A 19,045-nucleotide genomic window follows, 5' to 3' on the forward strand; every position below is an offset into this window, starting at 1 on the left:
TTTTTACCGACCCCCAGTTTAACTGGGGGTTTAGTCATGCCTATTCGGCGTACAAAACAAACCCTAATAGAGTTATGTAATCTACTCTATTAGGGTCTTTTTATAGCTACGTAGTTTTCTTTTGTATATCTACCTTAACATGTACTGTTGTAACATTACTATTAACACCGCTTGGCAATACTAAGTTGTAATTACCTTGAATTCCCTTAGTTGCACCACTAAGATCAATTGGTTCTGTTTGAATTTCTGTAACAGAATCAATCATTTCTTCTCGGCCAGTCACGGTTAATTGTGTTGGTGTAACGGATATGGACTTAACCTCATAACCATCAGCTACAGCTCCCGCAGTTGGTACCGTAATAGGAACCGCTTTATCTTTACGCAATAAGTTAAGTTCATATTGCGCCTGACCTTGGTTTGGATTGATATGTACATCTAATACATTACCAGATACATCCCAAGCTTCTAAGGTACTAACAGCACTAAAGTTCTTGGTTTGACCAGCGATATTAACCTTCATAACAACCTTATTTACAGCGTTAACAAGCTGTTTACGACCAGATACAGTTACCTCTTTCGGTACAATAGTTACCGATTTAAGAGCAACATCGTCGGAGAACTTACCAATTGGAATAATTTCAACCGGTATCTTTCGTTCTGCATATTCGTCAACATTAATTGTTATAGTATCAGGCTTAACCTCAACAAGGCTCATCCCCGCTGGAGGGGTAAATCCAATGGTTACATTATTTTGACCTGGTTTTACACCAGATGCATCAATATATGCACGAAGATTATCTGCCTTTATAGACATAATCGTATCGCGAGGGCCCGAAAGGACAATGCGTGCTACATCAGGTACATCTTCTATAATATAATGGGAATCAAGATTTTGGACTTGAACAGGTACTGTATAGGTTACCTCCATCACAGGGTTCTGATCTCGCATGATAAAGAACCACATGACGATAGCCGCTAGCAATGATAACAACTTAGCTGGCCAATTGCGTTTCAAATGTATCATCATTTTTTTGCCCCCCATTTCCACATACCAGTAATGGTTTGACGAGGGCGTTCCATAAATGTACGCAACGCTTCTTTAATTTGATCTTCCGGTAAATGGCGATAAATATGACCGCCATAGGTGTAGGAAATTGTCCCCGTTTCCTCACTGACCACAACAACGACAGCATCAGTTTGTTCAGACAAACCGATGGCTGCACGGTGACGCGTACCAAGTTCAGTACTCAATGTACGGTCTTCAGTTAGTGGCAACAAACAACCAGCTGCACGAATACGGCCATCGCGGATGATTAGCGCCCCATCATGAAGTGGCGTACTAGGAACAAAAATATTTTTAATTAATTCACGGCTTAACACAGCATCAATCAAAATGCCTGTGTCCACAAAGTCATTAAGGCCCACTTCACGTTCAAAAACAATAAGAGCCCCTGTATGCTCACGAGACATAACGCGAGCTGCCGCCATCACTTCATTGATGGCCATGTCCATTTCCTCTTCATTAACATTCTGTGCCTTGCTAAAAATTCGGCCACGGCCCAATTGTTCTAAAGCACGGCGCAATTCCGGTTGGAATACTACAGGTAATGCGAAGAGAAGAACAGTCATACTTTGTTGCAAAATCCAATTGATAACATATAGATTTAGCAAATGACTCAATAAATTTAGAATTGCTAACATAACGAGACCTTTCAAAAGAGAAACGGCCCGTGTATCTTTAAGCAATTTATATAAGTAATAAATACCTACAGCAACGATTAAGATATCAGCGATATCAAGAAGCCTAAAGGTATGTATAAGTGCGTCAATATGCATAAAAATAGCTCCTTATACAAAAAAATAAGGTACAACCAACTACTTGGCTGTACCTTATATTTTAACTCATTTTACAATCACTGTAAATTTATAAACGAATATAAGATATGATATTAGATGTTTTGTGTTTCAATCCACACATCCATCTGTCCACCGCACACCATACCTTCTTTTACAGCTACATCATCATCTAAAAGAACTTCGATACGACGATGTGCTTCTTTTTTATTCAAAGAATCAACAGCACTTAGGCGAATTTCATTTTCAGCACGACCCCCACCGATGGTACCAAAGATAGATCCATCTGGGAATACAACCATAGAAGTACCAGCTTTACGCGGTGTAGAACCACGGGTAAATAAAATTGTGGCAACAGCTAATGTTTCATTTTTACGAGCACTTAAATATTCAATAAACTCACGATTCATGGCTCACTCTACCTTTCCGCAATGAGCCGCCTTTTTTACCACGCACCACTGCCAAATATTCGCTAACGATAGATAATGCAATCTCCTCAGGAGTTTGTGCACCTAAGTCTAGACCAATTGGTGCATATACCATATCTAATTCTTCTTGTGTCCAACCTTGTTCACGCAACACTTCAAATGCATAATGAATGCGCTTTTGACTGCCCATAACACCCATATAGGTTGGCAAGTAGTCGCGCAATTGTTCTAAGCATACATTATCATACTCATGAGCACGAGTAACAATGATAAAACCATTATATTCATCAAGAGGTAAATCATTTTTAAAGTTTTCTAAGGGCAAGCATTTACGAGTTACGCGCTCGTCAAAGAATTCAGGAACTACATATTCTGGGCGGTCATCTACAACAGTAACACGACACCCAATGAATAGTAATAAATCTGTAATAGCACGGCTCACATGACCAGCGCCTAATACGAGAACAGACGGATCATTTTCTACAGGTTGTACGAAACATTCTACTTCGCCTACCATGCACAAAGAATTGAGCTTTGCTTTATCTACCATAAAGCCTTCGATTGGTGTGCCATACAAAACACTACCATCTTCAGCATAAATTGCTTTATCCCCTTGACGAGGACCAGATAATACAGTAACCATCAATGTAGTTTCTGTAAGTTGAAGACGGTCTTTCATCACATCATAGATCGTTTCCATCTTGATTCCTTTCATAATCCCATGCAGTAACAGCTTCTAAAACGCCGCCACCAACAGCGAGAGATTTATCTGAAATACTATAACAATGAGATTCTTCACAACGAGCATCTACATCGGCCAATTTAAAATGGTCGGATACGATAAGCCCGCTCTTAAGAATACCTCTAAGAATACCTGTAATTTTTGCCCGTACGGGCTCTTCATCTACATAACCAATAACTTCATTGGCTTGTACAGAATCTCCAATATGACGCTTAGCTGTAAATAGACCAGCCTTTGGAGAGTGAATAACACGCTCATGAGTATAACCACCTACATTACCAGGAATACCCGTATTAGGTTGCGCCGGGCCATCGTAGATACAACGACCTAAATAATGACCACGCATAGTTTCAATAACCACATCTACATCGTCCCCAGCAGTAAAGCCTGGCCCTACACCAATGACGAGATCTGCATCATCACGTTTGGTACCAAGATTTTTTTTGCTTAAGATAGCATCCACCACAATGGCTGGCTTCAATGTATCTAATAACCCTTCATAGGAGCTAGTTACTACAGGAATAACACCTTGTGCCAATGTATCCTTTACTTCGCTAAGGGCTACATGACGAGCTACAAAGCGTTCCAAAATCATTTCCCCACGATGCACAGCATTGCCGTAACAAACTTCACGGCGAATCATGGTAGGAATAGCGATTTCGTTAATCACTACCGGATAGCCTGCACGTTTCAATCTATATACAGCGCCAGAAGCGATATCTCCGCCTCCACGCATAAGCACTAATGGTTTCATAATGCCTCACTTTCACGTTCTTTTAAACGCTCAAAATCATCGGGTGTATCGATATCATATCCAATATCGTCACGAATCCATAGTTTGATAACATGATCTTTACCATCACCACGAATGATGGTCTTGCCACCTTGATCCCCTTGGATATGTTGTAAAGGTTCAAACCAATGTGAACCAAAGAGAACAGGATTTCCCGACTGATAATTCGCCCCATAATGTGGGACGACGATAGTTTTCGAATGAAAGTTATCACTAAATGCACTAATGACCTGATGTACAACATTCCCAGTCAGTAGTGGTTGATCCCCTACAGAACAAAGAATGCCATCTAGCGGTATCGGTGATTTTTCTACCAAATGACGTACTCCTATCGCTATGGACAAACCCTGTCCACGCTCAGGATGTTCATTCCGAACTACTTCGAACCCATAGCTTGTAACAATAGGTTCCAATTTTTCATGATCATCACCAGTAACCGCTACAAAAGGTAGTTTACAGAATTCAGTAGATTTTACATAATCTTCCCATCCACAATGAAGAGCCCCACAGACCACATCTAAAACAGTTTTACCACGCCATGGTAAAAGCTGCTTATTACACCCCATACGTTTGGATTGTCCCCCTACGAGGAGGACGATACCAATATGCAAAGGGCGACGGTCTATGGGGTCTCTCATAGGACTGAAAGCGCTATTAGATTTTGCTTTCACATAAGTCATGAGTACCTACCGACATTGAATAATGCGACGGATTTCACAACTTGCTTTATATCCATCAGCTAAGATGATAGCGGAAATATCGCTATCTACAATATGATCAATAAAATCATCGATAATGCGATGTTGTACCGTTTCATATCCAGTACAGAACAGTATTTTTTTACCTTTACTGTATTGGAATAAGCCTTGTTTATGGAGCACAAGGTCGGCCAACATGCGCGGTGTTACAATGGCACCCATATCGCGTTTCACGATATCTTGAACGAGCTCGATATTATGCACATGTTCATCATCTAGTGGGGCCCCTAACATTTGCAAATTTACTAGACCAATGGTGGTCTTTGTAAGAGATGGGATAACTGGCTCTGTCGTCTTAGGCGCCTTAAGCCATTTTTCCTTTGCCCCATCAGCTTCTACCACAATTTGCCAATTTGGATGTAACTTTGCTAAACCATCGATAAGATCACAATCTAAGGAGTCTACTTTTGTTCCCGTAATTCCAGAGAACCACGCACCACAATATCCATGTAACACACGATCAGTACAATATTCATCGGCTTCATTAATATTTCGAGTATAAATCGGTTCATAATGAGCCACTTGCGATTCATAGAGTCGAGTCGTAGTCGTAACTACGATGGGCTGACCTTTCAGCCTTCCATATTCTACTAATTTTGAAAGCACAGTCGTTTTACCGCCAGCCCCAACGAGGGCCACGATTCCCGGCTGAATCAATCGATTCCAATAGGATGTTTGTGATGTCATAAAACCAGGCCTCCTTAGAAAGGAAAAGTAAATAGAAACCTCTATACTTTATATTTCTCGTCCATAGCCATAAATACCTTCTCAGGTGTCATAGGTAATGTACGAACATCCGCACCAACTGCATTTTTAATAGCATGTTGAATAGCTGGACTAGCCGTATTAATAACAACTTCACCAATAGATTTAGCACCAAATCCGCCTGTCGGTTCGTAAGATTCTACAAAGTCTACATGTAACTCACCGATATCTTGACGGGTTGGAATTTTATAAGTCATAAGGTTATTAGTCTCTAAACGACCATTATTGGAATAACGCACATCTTCATATAGGGCCATACCGATAGCTTGCACCACGCCACCTTCAACTTGAACGCGAGCCAATTTAGGGTTAATAACAGTACCGCAATCGATACAGGAGTATGTATGAAGAGGAATAACCTTACCAGTTTGTTTGTCTACTTTCACCTCTGCAATAGTTGCCATGAATGGAGGTGGAGATGTATGACTGCCCCATGTAGCAAAACCAGACAATTGTTCAGCGTTAACGCCTACCAATAATTTTGGAGCCAATTGATGGATATCCATTGTTTGAGAACCATCTTTTGTAGTAGCTACAACGCCATCAAAGTCGATGTTCTCTACATCTGTATTAAAGAATTGAGCAAACTTAGCAATAATCTTAGTACGCAATTCTTCAGCAGCCATCTTAGCAGCCGTACCAGTTACATATGTTGTACTAGATGCATAAGAACCTGGATCAAATGGAACGATGTCTGTATCAGATTCGACAACAGTCATGTATTCCATTGGACAACCAATTACTTCACAAGCCATTTGAGTCAACACTGTATTAGAGCCCATGCCCATATCGGAAGAGCCAGTGTACAATGTATAGTTACCATCATCACCAAGGCGAATTTCTACAGATGCGACGTCAATATTAGCAACGCCAGACCCTTGCAATGCCAACGCCATACCGAGGCCACCACGATAGCGTTCATCAATTTCCCAAGAATGAGGACGTTCATCCCAACGAGCCATTTCTTTTACACGATTTACAGTGTCTTGGAACAAACCAGAATCAAGATATTCATCTGGAGCGTATACCAAGCTTTGTTCACCTTGAGCTATCAAGTTCTTTTGACGCAATTCAGCAGGGTCTACACCCATTTTGTCTGCCAAGTTATTAACTGCACACTCTAAAGGCCACAACGCTTCAGTAGCACCATAACCACGGAATGCACCGCCTGGTGTATGGTTCATGTATACGCCTTCTGTACCATAGTGAATTGCTGTCGCTTTATTGTATAAAGGAATGGACTTATGCTCACCAGCTGTAGTAGTAGTGAAGCAGTGAGTTGCATGAGCACCTGCATCAGTAATGGAGTCCATATCAATTACTTTGATAATACCGTCTTTTGTAGCACCTACGCGGATTTTCCATTCACGAGCATGACGTGTAGTAGAGCACGTTTGCGCTTCTGTACGATCGTATAAGAGATAGCAAGGTCTCTTCAATGTCCATGCTACAAACGCTGTCATAATTTCTGTACAAGCCGTTTGTTTAGAACCGAAGCCACCGCCGATACGAGGTTTGATTACGCGAACCTTTGTCGCAGGAATACCAAGTGCACGCGCAATATGACGGCGTACATGGAATACGATTTGCGTGGAAGATACGATAACTACACGGCCCAATGCATCAATATAACCATAACTTTGGAATGGTTCCATTGCTGTTTGGCGTGTAGCTTGGTCAAAGTATGTACCGTCTACTACATAATCACATTTAGCTAGTTCCGCTTCAATATCGCCTACTCGCTTATGATAAGAAACGCAAATATTGCGTTTGTAGTCTTGACCTACAGGAATATTATTATGAATATCATCTTCAGGATGAACTACTGTTTCATGATCAATAGCAGTGTGCATATCAAGAACTGGTTTTTGTACTTCGTAATCTACCTTAATTAAAGGCATGGCTTTAAGCGCTGTAGCCTCATCTTTTGCTACAATAAGTGCTACTTCATCTCCTACATAGCGAACTACAGGATCTAAAATAAGAGCGTCATAAGCAGATGGTTCAGGATATGTTTGACCAGCCAATGTAAATCGAGTATTAGGCACATCTTCATGCGTAAAAATTGCTTCAACACCTGGAATCAATTTAGCTTTAGATGTATCAATAGATTTAATGCGCGCCTGTGCATGAGGGCTACGAAGTACCTTAATAACAAGTGCATCTTTAGGAACAAAGTCAGCAGTATAGGATGGTTTCCCCGACAAAATACCTTTTGCATCAACTTTGTCATAAGATTTACCAATGTGCTTATTCATTATTCTAGGCCTCCTTCTAAGAATTTACGGACTCCTCGAAGTTGTGATTCATAGCCAGTACAACGGCACAAATTACCAATGAGATACTCGCGAATCTCATCATCACTAGCCTTTGGATTTTTACGTTTCAAGTTGATAGCACTCATCATCATGCCAGTTGTACAGAAGCCGCATTGGTCAGCACCTTCACTAGCAATACAAGCCGCTAATAATTCAGCCTCTTCTTGTAAGCCTTCTAATGTAGTGATTTTGTGACCTGGTGCACGGAACGTAGGATATGCACAAGATAAAATAATTTCGTCGTCTACCCATACAGTACAAAGACCGCAGTTTGTTGTATCACAGCCACAACGTACGCTGTAATAACCAAGATTACGCAATGTATCCAACAACATTTCGTCAGTTGGCACATTAACTGTTACATTTTTATTATTAATATTTAATACGAGTTCCATTATTGTGCCACCTCCTTAGCTAAGCGTTGAACCATTGCTTTTACCATTTCCATGCGGTATTCTTTGGACGCATGAGAGTTAGATTGGTAAACTAATTCTTCAGATGCTAATTGACCTGCTTCTTTTGCTGCAGACAATCCTTTTTCTGAAAGTAACGCACTTGCTTTAGCTGCTAATTGAGGTACGCCAGGTCTTGTACCAATGTACAATTCAACGCCTTTTTCATCGCGGCGAAGAGCACCTGTCAACAATGGGAAGTCCCCACGAGAGATGCGAAGTGCTTCCACAGCTACAGGCACATCTACTTTAGGGATGCGAATTTCCATGAGGATATCACGTTCTCTATATGTCATATAGTCTTGCATGGACATGCGACCACCTTTAAAGGTAACGATGTCCGCATGCACTGCTAACAATGCAGGAATGATATCAGAGAAGCCGAATCTACTAGCTACAGAGCCGCCCATAGTAGCTGTATTACGGAATTGAACGCCAAGGATTTCCTTAATGCCTTTAACTACGGCACCACCGCAGAATTGTTGTAATGGCTCAAAGCGTTCCACATCTCCTTGTGTCGCCATAGCACCAATTACAAATTCGTTCTCCTCTTCACGAACATAACGCAAATCAAGACTTCCCATATCGATCACTGATGGCCATGTGCGTCGACCTAAACGCAACCAACAGCCGCCAGCTAGCATTGGGGCAGTTTTGTTTTTTGTGGCTAATTCATAAGCCTCTTCCACCGTCTTCGGTTGTAATACTTTCATAAATGCTAACATAATCTGTCCTCTCAATGGTATACTAATACTAACAGTACTGGATGATAACCATAAAAATACAGATATCACCGAACTACAAACCTAGCAGGAATCTATAGAATTCCTCACGTTTCTTATACTTTTATTTTACCAATTATTCGCTACTAAATCTACGATGAAAGATATAAATTTACAAGAATTTTGCAAAGAATTACATATTTATGAATTTGGTATTGCCCCTTGGCCCCTACCTGAAAATGCAAAAACTATTTTGTATGAAAGCAACCCCTGTCCATTTACAGCAGCCGACGTAGAAGAGCGATTGCTAGGAACAACAGAGTTTACGCCCAAAAGCGCTATAGTATGCCTCTTCCCATACTACGTAGAACGTAGTGGTCCATCTAATCTTTCCCGCTATACATGGGCTACAGATTATCACCTGGTCATTAATGAATATTTAGAAAAACTTACTGAAAAATTACAAAAAATGAATACTTCAGCCCAGTTTTCTATACATTGTGACACCTCTCCCCTCGCGGATCGTTACATGGCCTACTTAGCAGGCCTTGGTTTCTACGGCAAAAACAATTGTTTCATCAGTCCTAAGTGGGGTTCCTATGTAGTCATTGGAACAATTTTAACTACCTTAGAATTAGAGCCAAATACACCGCTCGCTCAGTCCTGTATAGGATGCAATCGGTGTATTACGGCTTGCTTAGGGCAATGTTTAGGTCATGACGAATTTAAATATGATACCTGTAAAAGCTACTTAACACAGAAAAAAGGAGATCTTACAAACGAGGAGGAAATCATCATAGGAAAAACGCCACTCGTATTTGGCTGCGATGTATGCCAAGAGGTCTGTCCCCATAATCAAAATATCCCAACAACGCCCATACCTGAATTTCAACACGTAGAACCGTACATAGATATTAACGAACTAGAGACCCTAACAAACAAAGAATTCAAAGCTAAGTATGGCAATCGGGCATTCTCGTGGCGGGGGAAAAAAATATTAATGAGAAATCAAGAAATTATAGAAGGTAAATAGATATTATAATTTGTTATGCTTTATAATATCTTTGTAAGCTTTACAGGCTTTGACATCTGTTTAGCAAAAACTTATAATAATATAACAGAGATAGCTAGATGCCTAGGAACGTCCAGCTCATCTCTAAAACTTTATTTGAGATGTAAAATGGCTGTGACGTCTATTAAGATGTTATGGCTATTTTTCGTTTTTACGGCAAATAAGCACTACGAATGCGCCACAAGTGAATAATAAGCTGATGATGCTTACCACTAGGGACAATATTTCAAAATCACTCATAGTCTCACCTCCTCGAACGAGAGAGAGATGAGCAGAACAACATCTAACTACCTCCTACACTAAAGTATAAATACAAGAAATTACGAAGTATAATGACTAATTGATATGCCACTAATAGTCACATACGTAGGAGATTTGGTATTTTTGCAGAATAAAAAGAGACGACCATCCGTCGTCTCTTTTTTAATCATTATTTGATTTCGTAGTAATTTAGCTCATCTAAGCTTTTACCAAGAGCAGGCATATAAGTCTCAAGGAACATATCTACCTCTGGCATGTTGAGTGCTTTCAGTTTAGCCAAAATGGAGTCATGTGCTTCTTTAAATTCATCGTTCCCTGCCTTGAGTTCGTTTACACATTTCATATACGCTGAAATAGTATCTGCCGCCTTAACGATAGGCCACTCAGGATTATCCTCTGCATCGACTATGAAAGGCTTATAAACAGCTTGTAATCGTTCTGGCAAGGTAGATAACATTTTCTCTTGTGCTAATGTTTCAACTTCACCGTACAGTTCACGAAGTTTTGGATCAAAATATTTAATCGGTGTTGGCATGTCACCTGTGAAGATTTCACTCACCTCATGATACATGGCAATAACAGCCACCTTATTAATGTCCACATTACCATCAAAGTATTCATTTTTGAGAGCTGCTAAATTGTGAGCTACCATCGCTACTTCGAGGCTATGTTCTTGAATATTTTCTGTTTCTGTATTACGCATGAGGCTCCATCGATTAATAAAGCGCATGCGTTTTAAAAATGCAAAGAATGAACTCATATATCCCCCATTACACAATAGTTCCCCTAAATAACTCCACGAAGTTTAAAGCCGTAATCAAGGAATTGTACAGCTTCTTCCCAACGGTTATCATCGTTAAGCATAACTACAATCATAGTATGACCATTACGGGTAGCCGATGCAATCAAGCATTCCCCTGCAGCATTCGTAAATCCAGTTTTTAAACCATTAGCACCAGGATATTTATTGCGAATGAAATGGTTTGTAGTGCGAATTGTTTCTGGCGTACGGTTTTGATAAGGTACCTTATAATAATCATTGGCTACTTTATCGCGGAACATTTGGTATTTCATACCATACGCTGCAATCATCGCCAAGTCACGGGCCGTAGAGTGATGGCCCATTTGTGTCAAACCATGAGGATTTAAAAACACACTATTTTTTGCCCCTGCTTTTGCAGCAACGCGATTCATGTCCTTTGCAAAATTCTCTACAGAGCCACTTACATTTTCTGCTACTACAACGGCCGCATCATTACCGCTGGCAACCATCATGCCTTCAAGAACGCCTTCCAAGGTAATTTGATCTCCGACGCGAACCCCCAGATTGGATTCCTCCATACTAGTGGCATAACTACTAATAGTCGCCAGTTCATCAAGTTGTGTACCTTTGAGTTCTAGAGCTGTTAACAATGTAACCATTTTCGTAGTGCTCGCAGGATGCATCCACTTATCAGGATTCTTTGCAAATAGGATTTCTTTTGTATCCGCATCAATGAGAACAACAGCCTCACCTATCGTAGATGGCGGCGCAATATACGCCGCATGAGAAACACTAGTACCGAAAATAATAGCGCCTATACAGGCTATCATCAAAATAAGTCGTTTCCAAACTATACAAGCATTAGTTGTTAAAGATATCATATATCTCACTTTCTGTATCACATATTAACTTTCAGGGTTATCATCAATGGCAACATCCGTTCCGCTTGCTTTTTTCTTAGTTCCCTTAATTTCACCAGTAGAGTTATCTACATTTTGAAGATATACAACACGTTGAGGATATGGAATGTCGATACCATATTTATCGAACGCATCTTTTACATCAGACATAATTCCATATTGCACATCTAAGAAGTCTTTCGACTTAACGCGTGCATAGGCAGCAATGCGTACAGAGTTATCGCCAAATTCAGAAATACCAATTTCCATATTTTTAGGATTGAGTACACGTTTATCAGCAGCAAAAATATTTTTTAAGATTTTAATTGCTTCATGATGATTATTGTTATAACCAATATCAAAGACGAACGGGATAACCCTTTCATGGGTATAAGCAATATTAGTTATGGCTTGGGAGGTAAGGATAGAGTTTGGTATATACACATTTTTTTGATCTTTAGTAGTGATAATAGTATACATAAATTGAATAGACTTAACACTACCTACAGTATCTCCAACTTGAATAACATGACCTGCTCTAAAAGGCTTAAATATAAGAATTAATAAGCCTGATGCCAAGTTAGATAAGTTGTTTTGTAAGGCCAAACCAATACCTAAGCCAAAGGCACCAAAGGCAGCTACAAAGGATGTAGTAGGAACACCAATTTGATTTAAGCAAATCAATATTAGACCTACTAGCAATGCATAATTGATGATCTGCGTAATAAAGCTCATCGCAGCAGAGTCATAAGAGGCCTTAGTCATAATACGGACAGCAAAGGTTTTCACCCATTTAATAGCATAACGACCTACCCAAAATATAATAAGAGCTAATAATATATTGCCCGCTTGAGAAAAGAACCAATCTCGAAATTGAATCAATACATTAGCATCTTTAAACAATATTTCTGATGCAGAATAAAGAATATTGCCCATATTAAACCTCCAATAATATAACTTTATAAATAATTGAGCACATCTATTAATATGGTCATCATAAACATATATGCTATAATTTAATAAATATATTTTACACGATATAGTAAAGTTATTATATCGTTATATTACATATATAACAATCTAAATCTAGGGAGACTTACATGTTCAACAATCCATATGAAGCACCACAAGAGCTTGCAACAGGAGGTCATGTAACGAAAGAATTAAATTCCGTTACAGTACACTTTGACGACATCCATTATTCCTTATCTAGTGGTCAACTCAATGGTGGGTATCACCATACCTTAGCTGTACGAAATCAACAATTAACTTATCAAATTGAAACAGAAAAAGATTTACCTGGTGGGTCTGTAGCAAATTATTTAGCCCAAGAATTCGAGCATATCGATACGCCAGTCCATTTTAGTACAGCACTTCTTACATCTGCTACAATGAACCTTCACGCATACGCCAAGGTCGAAGAGCACGATACGATTGTGGAGACCATCGTTACTGCAGGCTATGAAAAAACAGCTCATCGTGCAGGCACAGGCTATTGCTACGAGGAGCGAGATGGTAGTTTCATAGTACCTGGTACCATTAATATTCTTGTCTTTACAAACAAGGCATTAACAGATAGTGCCATGGTGAAAGCTATCATGACAATTACGGAGGCTAAAACCGCAGCCCTCCAAGATTGGGGTGTTGAAAGTGTACGCCTCTATCCATTTATCAACGAAGATATTCCTGAAGCAATTACAAAAGAACGCAAGACTTCTGCTACAGGAACCTCCACAGACGGTATCATTCTCACCATAGATACAAATGGTGATGTGTTAACGGACGCTGGCTCCTTCTCCCTATTTGGAGACACATTGGCTAAAACAGTTTATGTAGGTATACAACGGGCCTTAGAAAATGCTATTGGCGCCGAATAAAAAACCGCACATCCTAGGCGAAATAAAAAACCGCACATCCTAGGCGATCGGGATGTGCGGTTCATTGCATATAAAACTGTTACGCATAGTATAATACTTGAAAATGAATATCAAATTAAGATTTGAGAGTTTTTCTCAAATCTTTTTTGTTTTCTAATTAATATTCATAAAAAAACTGTTGTAACTTTTTAAGATTTTTAGTTTTTGTAAGCCCCAGCATCAATAAGATACGAGCTTTTTGTGGACTCAATGTATCACTTACGAGATAGCCTGCTAGTGCATCTTGTGGTACAGCAGATACCATGCCACACCCTGTACGAGAGGCACGTACAGTTGGGAATGCTGTATTTTGAGTTATTTGACGTACATTTTGAGGAATTGTACCATGACCCAATCCAGTCAAGATGAGCCCATCAGGATTAGTGGCAACTACACTCATTGGCACCATGTCATCCATACCGCCATAGCAAGTCAAAATGACTACACGAGGCAATTCCTTTAAGTCATGTACATCAAAGATGGATTCTTTCGTATGACGACGAGTAGAGGCTTTATAATAATGAGCTACACCATCCTGGACGATACCAAGATGACCTACTAATGGACTGTCAAAGGTAGCCACATTAGTTGTATTCCGTTTAGATACATCACGCGCCCCATCAACATAGCCATTTAGAACAACAAGTACACCTTTACCTACAGATGCAGGAGTTCTTGCCACTTGAATCGCTTGTAATAAATTAATAGGACCATCAGCACTAATTGCCCCAGCAGGTCTCATCGAGCCAGTAATAACGATAGGTTTATCTGTATGAACAGTAAGATTAAGAAAATAAGCTGTCTCCTCCATGCTATCTGTTCCATGAGTAATAACAACACCGCCTATATCCTCTTGATTTACTAATTCTTGTACTAACTTAGATAAATCCAACCAATGCCGGACAGTAATATCAGAACTTTCAATATTACTAAACTGAGTATATGTATATGGACCATATGGTTCTGTGCCTGGTACGGAATCTAAAATTTCATCGAGGCCTAGTACACCTGCAGTATAGCCCGTCAAATCTGTATCGGATGCGCCTTGTCCAGCAATTGTACCACCCGTACCAATCAACGCAATTTTTGTCTCCATATTACCTCCATCATAAAACATATAAGAAATAGTAAATCTTTTGTTAATCACCATTAGCATGAATTAGACTAGCTAAAACAAGTCCTCTCTCAACATTGTGGGTGAAAGGACGGCATCAATTCTAATTTATGCTTATTAATACGATTTAAATAATCAATACGTTCTTTCGTTTCAGGATTTTCTATCTCTCCAGTTCTAATATATCGATCTAATACAGCATAGGTAAATCCTAATTTATCCTCATCAGATAGACCGCTGAGTCCATCACTAGGCGTCTTATCTACAAGATATTTTGGAATATCAAGTAATCGACCTATTTGACGTACCTCTTCTACGACAAGATTGGCAAGAGGACTAAAATCCCCAGCACTATCGCCATATTTTGTAGAATACCCTACATAATCTTCAGATCCATTACATGTATTAGCTACGCGTGCCCCATTTGGCAAATTTTGACCTATAGCATATAGCGTTGTCATACGAAGACGCGGTGGTGTATTAATTCCTGCATCCTTGGATATATCAGTTCTACCAGTAACAGTTTTATAACCTTCACCTTGAATGATAGCGTTTGTCAAAGCTTCATAGGCAGCTCCAATATTCACTATGATATGTGGAATCCCCAAATGTGCCACTACAGCCTTGGCATCATCGATATCAGACTGAATTCCATTCGGCATAAGAACACCTACTACGCGTTCTGCCCCAAGGGCTTCTTTACATAAAGCAGCTACAATTGTGGAATCCTTACCACCGGAAATGCCCACTACGGCGCTACAACTAGGCCCATTTTGACTAAAATAATCTCGAATCCATTGAACGAGAGCCTTTTTTGTTGATTCTGGATGGTCTAACATAAGCCCTCCTATTTCTTCCGGAAAATACGATTTAATAAATCCATTTTCATTTGATAGTATCCTGGACTCATATCAAGGTAATGACGATGTGGATTTTCAAAGCGCTGTTCTTCTAACCAAATTTCGCGGTCTAATTGGTCTTTGACGTATTGACGAAGCTCTTCTAGTGTCGGTAATGTTACGATAAGCTTGCCATCTTTAATAATGAGTTGTTTCATCTCTTTAAAGGTGCAATTTTCAAAGTACAATTCACGCCATGGTTGTTCTGGATCGATATAACGATATGGTTCTGTCGTATCTGGCACCTCTTCTAACAATGTTAATAAATCTGCAATGGCACGCCCTTTATCATTGTATACGCGATACACCTTTTTAAAGCCTGGGTTCGTAATCTTTTCAACAGATTCAGAAATCTTGATGCGAGGCTCCCACACACCATTCTTTTCAACACCAGCAATCTTGTATACGGCGCCAAATACAGGATCGCTCTTAGAGGTAATCAGTCTTTCACCTACACCAAAGATATCAATGGGACCACCCTGTCCCAATAAAGAGGTTATTGTATATTCATCAAGACTATTGGAAGCCATAATTTTGCAATCTTCTAAGCCTGCCTTGTCAAGCATACGACGCGCTTTTTTAGCTAAGTAAGCAAGGTCACCAGAATCAAGGCGGATACCTTTTAAGCGTTTTCCCATAGGTTCCAATACCTCTTTAGCTACTTTAATAGCATTAGGAACCCCAGAGTTTAATACATCATAGGTATCAACAAGGAATACAGCCCCATCCGGATACACTTCAGCGTAAGCTTTGAAAGCTTCGTATTCAGAATCATGATACATAACCCAACTATGAGCCATGGTTCCACTCACAGGAATACCAAATTGTTGGCCCGCTAAAACAGTTGCCGTAGACTGTACCCCACCAATGTAGGCTGCTCTCGCACCATATACAGCGGCATCCACATTATGAGCTCGACGAGCCCCAAAATCGGCTACTACACGGCCATCCGCAGCACGAACGATGCGATTAGCCTTTGTAGCGATAAGGGACTGATGGTTCATCATAGTTAGCACTGCAGTTTCTACGATTTGTGCGTCTATGAGAGGGGCTACGATGGTTATAACTGGTTCGTTTGGATAAATAATAGAACCTTCTGGGAATGCATATACATCACCAGTAAAGGAGAAATCTTTAAGATAATTTAGAAATTCCTCACTAAAGATCCCTTGATTCCGTAAAAAATCGATATCACTTTCATCAAAATGTAGATTTAAAATGTACTCAACGATTTGTTCAAGACCACCAAAAATGGCAAAGCCACCCTTATCTGGATTGCGTCTAAAGAATACATCAAAAGCGACGCGATCCGTATTTTCATGTTGTGTAAAATAGCCGTGTGCCATGGTCATCTCATAAAAATCCATAAGCATACTAATATTGCGACTGTCGTGTTGCATCGGTTCACCAACCTTCTAAAATCTAATGGATTTAATTAATCGTTAATCGTATATCCTCATTATACATTATTATTCCTATATAGCTAGTACATACATATACTACATTTTTCATTAACTATCCTAATAATCATTCTTGTGATATAACTATATATATACTAACTATTTATATATTCCATATATATGTCTGTGAAAGTTATCACTGGAATAAACTCTTTTATTAGTATTACAAATTCAGATACTAATAAAAACACTAAGTATTCCGTATAATCAATCAACATATATATCTATTATTTACATGAGAATGAAAGGAACCATTATGGAATCAATCGTTCAAGCAAAACGCGTATTAGAAATATTTAAAGAAATGAGCCAAATTCCTCGTGAATCAGGAAACGAAAAAGGCATTAGCGATTATATCGTAAACTTCGCTAAAAACTTGGGGCTTGAAGTTCATCAAGACGATCAATTTAATGTAGTCATCAAAAAGCCAGCGTCTCCAGGTTATGAAAACCGACCTTCTATCATCTTACAAGGCCATATCGATATGGTTTGCGTACGAGATCATGACTCCAATCATGACTTCTCCAAAGATCCTATTGCAAACATCATCGAAGGTGAATGGATGCACGCAGACCACACTACACTAGGTGCGGACAACGGTATGGGTGGTGCGATGATGCTTGCTATCCTCGAAGATGATAGTCAACAACATGGACCTATGCAATTATTGTTCACTACAAATGAAGAAACTGGCATGGATGGTGCTTTCGCCATTAAAGAAGGCCAAGTAAGTGGCGATTACCTACTCAATCTCGATACAGAGGTAGAACACGACTTCACTGTTAGCTGTGCTGGCGGTTGCCATGTTCACGTAAACATTCCATTATTGCGCGAAAACAACCAACCTGGTTACAATGCAGGCTTATCTTTTACCGTAACAGGCCTTAAAGGTGGTCACTCCGGTATTGAAATCTGCGAACAACGTGCTAATGCTAACCAAGTATTAACACGTGTACTCTATGATATTCAACAACAATATCCTGTATGCTTAGCATCCTTTGAAGGTGGCGTGAAACATAATGCCATTCCTTCTAAAGCAGTTGCTGTATTATCCGTACGCGTAGAAGATGTAGCGGCTATTAAAACATTAATTGCGTACCAAGAAAAGCAATATCTCCATGAATATGGTATCCAAGATCCAGGTCTTAAATTTGTTGTAGAAGATGTCGCTACTCCTGATGTAGTCTATGCAGATGACACAACAGAAGCTCTTATTACTTACATCTATCTTGCACAAGATGGTGTTCATTCTGTAAGTAAATCTATCCCAAATCTTGTAGAAACTTCTAACAACATCGCTATCGTACGCGAAAACGAACATACTATTGAAATACTCATTTCCATCCGTAGCTCCAATAGCAACAGTCTTGAATTCTTGGCTAAGAAAATGATGTTACTTGCGAAAACACTAGGTGTATCTGCAGAGCGTACTGGTGGTTATCCTGCATGGGAATACGATAAAGGCTCCAAACTTGAAGAACAAGCTATTTCCTTACATAACGAAATGTTTGATACACCAGCTAATGTAAACGCTATTCATGCAGGTCTTGAATGCGGCTTATTGAAAGGCGTATTACCAAACACCCAAATGATCAGCTTTGGCCCTACTATCGTAAGTCCACATACACCAATGGAACGCGTTCATTTACCATCTGTTGAAAACGTGTATGTATACCTGAAAGCATTGTTAGCTAAGTTACAATAAACATACAATATTAAATAATGGCTATATACTGTATATGTAATTTGGTATACTAAAAGTAATCTAATTAGAGATTTATATAATGAATTCTCTCCCCCCCTCCTATGAGGGCTTCAGTCAACTCTTC

The 19,045-nt window shown here is 39.6% G+C and carries 19 protein-coding genes; 3 read left to right on the forward strand and 16 right to left on the reverse strand.

The genetic code is table 11. The features are described from left to right. Nucleotides 1-106 precede the first annotated feature (106 nt). From QZ548_RS01285 to QZ548_RS01330, 10 genes are all read right to left on the reverse strand, one after another. Nucleotides 107-1,027, reverse strand: a complete 921-nt coding sequence (locus tag QZ548_RS01285) for a YbbR-like domain-containing protein (RefSeq protein WP_295867516.1) — start codon at nt 1,025-1,027, stop codon at nt 107-109. Then, on the reverse strand, nt 1,024-1,836 hold the full coding sequence (gene cdaA / locus QZ548_RS01290; RefSeq protein ID WP_105090135.1) for a diadenylate cyclase CdaA: 813 nt from the start codon (nt 1,834-1,836) through the stop codon (nt 1,024-1,026). Before cdaA ends, QZ548_RS01285 begins: the two co-directional genes overlap by 4 nt. A gap of 113 nt (nt 1,837-1,949) precedes the next feature. Beyond that, entirely contained in the window at nt 1,950-2,264 is a 315-nt protein-coding gene (locus QZ548_RS01295) for an XdhC family protein (RefSeq protein ID WP_024066914.1), read from the reverse strand. Next, nucleotides 2,254-2,982: an XdhC family protein gene (locus QZ548_RS01300; protein WP_039969565.1), complete on the reverse strand. Its 729-nt coding sequence runs from the start codon at nt 2,980-2,982 to the stop codon at nt 2,254-2,256. The genes QZ548_RS01295 and QZ548_RS01300 overlap by 11 nt, the downstream gene beginning before the upstream one ends. Then, a complete protein-coding gene (gene yqeB / locus QZ548_RS01305) occupies nt 2,966-3,778 on the reverse strand; it encodes a selenium-dependent molybdenum cofactor biosynthesis protein YqeB (protein ID WP_295867519.1) in 813 nt (270 codons plus the stop codon). The genes QZ548_RS01300 and yqeB overlap by 17 nt, the downstream gene beginning before the upstream one ends. Continuing rightward, nucleotides 3,775-4,497, reverse strand: coding sequence for a nucleotidyltransferase family protein (locus tag QZ548_RS01310; protein ID WP_295867522.1), 723 nt, complete (start codon nt 4,495-4,497; stop codon nt 3,775-3,777). The genes yqeB and QZ548_RS01310 overlap by 4 nt, the downstream gene beginning before the upstream one ends. Before the next feature lie 6 nt (nt 4,498-4,503). After that, nucleotides 4,504-5,262 (reverse strand): selenium cofactor biosynthesis protein YqeC, encoded by a 759-nt coding sequence (gene yqeC, locus QZ548_RS01315; RefSeq protein WP_295867525.1) that lies wholly within the window; start codon nt 5,260-5,262, stop codon nt 4,504-4,506. A gap of 41 nt (nt 5,263-5,303) precedes the next feature. Beyond that, entirely contained in the window at nt 5,304-7,598 is a 2,295-nt protein-coding gene (locus tag QZ548_RS01320; protein ID WP_295867528.1) for a xanthine dehydrogenase family protein molybdopterin-binding subunit, read from the reverse strand. Next, complete coding sequence (locus QZ548_RS01325; RefSeq protein ID WP_295867531.1) at nt 7,598-8,053, reverse strand: (2Fe-2S)-binding protein; 456 nt, start codon at nt 8,051-8,053, stop codon at nt 7,598-7,600. The genes QZ548_RS01320 and QZ548_RS01325 overlap by 1 nt, the downstream gene beginning before the upstream one ends. Further along, complete coding sequence (locus QZ548_RS01330; protein ID WP_295867534.1) at nt 8,053-8,835, reverse strand: xanthine dehydrogenase family protein subunit M; 783 nt, start codon at nt 8,833-8,835, stop codon at nt 8,053-8,055. The genes QZ548_RS01325 and QZ548_RS01330 overlap by 1 nt, the downstream gene beginning before the upstream one ends. A gap of 154 nt (nt 8,836-8,989) precedes the next feature. Between QZ548_RS01330 and QZ548_RS01335 the strand changes: the two genes are divergently transcribed. Then, a complete protein-coding gene (locus QZ548_RS01335) occupies nt 8,990-9,865 on the forward strand; it encodes an epoxyqueuosine reductase (protein WP_295867537.1) in 876 nt (291 codons plus the stop codon). Nucleotides 9,866-10,334: 469 nt separating this feature from the next. On the opposite strand, the gene yfbR is transcribed toward QZ548_RS01335, so the two are convergent. Genes yfbR through QZ548_RS01350 form a run of 3 tightly spaced genes read right to left on the reverse strand, consistent with a single transcriptional unit; the run spans nt 10,335 to nt 12,763 of the window. After that, nucleotides 10,335-10,925, reverse strand: a complete 591-nt coding sequence (yfbR, locus tag QZ548_RS01340) for a 5'-deoxynucleotidase (RefSeq protein ID WP_119209174.1) — start codon at nt 10,923-10,925, stop codon at nt 10,335-10,337. A 26-nt stretch (nt 10,926-10,951) separates the two neighbouring features. Then, nucleotides 10,952-11,809 (reverse strand): D-alanyl-D-alanine carboxypeptidase family protein, encoded by an 858-nt coding sequence (locus QZ548_RS01345; protein ID WP_119209173.1) that lies wholly within the window; start codon nt 11,807-11,809, stop codon nt 10,952-10,954. 24 nt (nt 11,810-11,833) lie between these two features. Then, on the reverse strand, nt 11,834-12,763 hold the full coding sequence (locus QZ548_RS01350) for a mechanosensitive ion channel family protein (RefSeq protein ID WP_105094658.1): 930 nt from the start codon (nt 12,761-12,763) through the stop codon (nt 11,834-11,836). Between the two features lie 164 nt (nt 12,764-12,927). Here QZ548_RS01350 and QZ548_RS01355 point away from each other — a divergent pair, with 164 nt between their 5' ends. After that, the gene (locus QZ548_RS01355) at nt 12,928-13,704 is read left to right on the forward strand and encodes an adenosylcobinamide amidohydrolase (RefSeq protein ID WP_119209172.1); all 777 of its coding nucleotides are present in this window, start codon (nt 12,928-12,930) and stop codon (nt 13,702-13,704) included. Between the two features lie 157 nt (nt 13,705-13,861). Here the strand turns inward: QZ548_RS01355 and QZ548_RS01360 are convergent, their stop codons facing one another. From QZ548_RS01360 to QZ548_RS01370, 3 genes are all read right to left on the reverse strand, one after another. Continuing rightward, nucleotides 13,862-14,839, reverse strand: coding sequence for an asparaginase (locus tag QZ548_RS01360; protein ID WP_119209171.1), 978 nt, complete (start codon nt 14,837-14,839; stop codon nt 13,862-13,864). A gap of 89 nt (nt 14,840-14,928) precedes the next feature. Beyond that, a complete protein-coding gene (gene nadE, locus QZ548_RS01365; protein WP_295867543.1) occupies nt 14,929-15,696 on the reverse strand; it encodes an NAD(+) synthase in 768 nt (255 codons plus the stop codon). A gap of 8 nt (nt 15,697-15,704) precedes the next feature. Continuing rightward, the gene (locus QZ548_RS01370) at nt 15,705-17,156 is read right to left on the reverse strand and encodes a nicotinate phosphoribosyltransferase (protein ID WP_295867545.1); all 1,452 of its coding nucleotides are present in this window, start codon (nt 17,154-17,156) and stop codon (nt 15,705-15,707) included. Between the two features lie 316 nt (nt 17,157-17,472). Between QZ548_RS01370 and QZ548_RS01375 the strand changes: the two genes are divergently transcribed. Next, nucleotides 17,473-18,921, forward strand: coding sequence for an aminoacyl-histidine dipeptidase (locus QZ548_RS01375; protein ID WP_119209400.1), 1,449 nt, complete (start codon nt 17,473-17,475; stop codon nt 18,919-18,921). The last annotated feature ends 124 nt before the right edge of the window (nt 18,922-19,045 follow it).

It is taken from the genome of uncultured Veillonella sp., assembly GCF_915069625.1.
Lineage (GTDB): Bacteria > Bacillota > Negativicutes > Veillonellales > Veillonellaceae > Veillonella.

Bases quoted from the DNA above. Each gene is read 5' to 3' on its own strand.
- QZ548_RS01285 (WP_295867516.1), bottom strand. From the start codon at position 1,027: ATGATGATACATTTGAAACGCAATTGGCCAGCTAAGTTGTTATCATTG.
- cdaA (WP_105090135.1), bottom strand. From the start codon at position 1,836: ATGCATATTGACGCACTTATACATACCTTTAGGCTTCTTGATATCGCT.
- QZ548_RS01295 (WP_024066914.1), bottom strand. From the start codon at position 2,264: ATGAATCGTGAGTTTATTGAATATTTAAGTGCTCGTAAAAATGAAACA.
- QZ548_RS01300 (WP_039969565.1), bottom strand. From the start codon at position 2,982: ATGGAAACGATCTATGATGTGATGAAAGACCGTCTTCAACTTACAGAA.
- yqeB (WP_295867519.1), bottom strand. From the start codon at position 3,778: ATGAAACCATTAGTGCTTATGCGTGGAGGCGGAGATATCGCTTCTGGC.
- QZ548_RS01310 (WP_295867522.1), bottom strand. From the start codon at position 4,497: ATGACTTATGTGAAAGCAAAATCTAATAGCGCTTTCAGTCCTATGAGA.
- yqeC (WP_295867525.1), bottom strand. From the start codon at position 5,262: ATGACATCACAAACATCCTATTGGAATCGATTGATTCAGCCGGGAATC.
- QZ548_RS01320 (WP_295867528.1), bottom strand. From the start codon at position 7,598: ATGAATAAGCACATTGGTAAATCTTATGACAAAGTTGATGCAAAAGGT.
- QZ548_RS01325 (WP_295867531.1), bottom strand. From the start codon at position 8,053: ATGGAACTCGTATTAAATATTAATAATAAAAATGTAACAGTTAATGTG.
- QZ548_RS01330 (WP_295867534.1), bottom strand. From the start codon at position 8,835: ATGTTAGCATTTATGAAAGTATTACAACCGAAGACGGTGGAAGAGGCT.
- QZ548_RS01335 (WP_295867537.1), top strand. From the start codon at position 8,990: ATGAAAGATATAAATTTACAAGAATTTTGCAAAGAATTACATATTTAT.
- yfbR (WP_119209174.1), bottom strand. From the start codon at position 10,925: ATGAGTTCATTCTTTGCATTTTTAAAACGCATGCGCTTTATTAATCGA.
- QZ548_RS01345 (WP_119209173.1), bottom strand. From the start codon at position 11,809: ATGATATCTTTAACAACTAATGCTTGTATAGTTTGGAAACGACTTATT.
- QZ548_RS01350 (WP_105094658.1), bottom strand. From the start codon at position 12,763: ATGGGCAATATTCTTTATTCTGCATCAGAAATATTGTTTAAAGATGCT.
- QZ548_RS01355 (WP_119209172.1), top strand. From the start codon at position 12,928: ATGTTCAACAATCCATATGAAGCACCACAAGAGCTTGCAACAGGAGGT.
- QZ548_RS01360 (WP_119209171.1), bottom strand. From the start codon at position 14,839: ATGGAGACAAAAATTGCGTTGATTGGTACGGGTGGTACAATTGCTGGA.
- nadE (WP_295867543.1), bottom strand. From the start codon at position 15,696: ATGTTAGACCATCCAGAATCAACAAAAAAGGCTCTCGTTCAATGGATT.
- QZ548_RS01370 (WP_295867545.1), bottom strand. From the start codon at position 17,156: ATGCAACACGACAGTCGCAATATTAGTATGCTTATGGATTTTTATGAG.
- QZ548_RS01375 (WP_119209400.1), top strand. From the start codon at position 17,473: ATGGAATCAATCGTTCAAGCAAAACGCGTATTAGAAATATTTAAAGAA.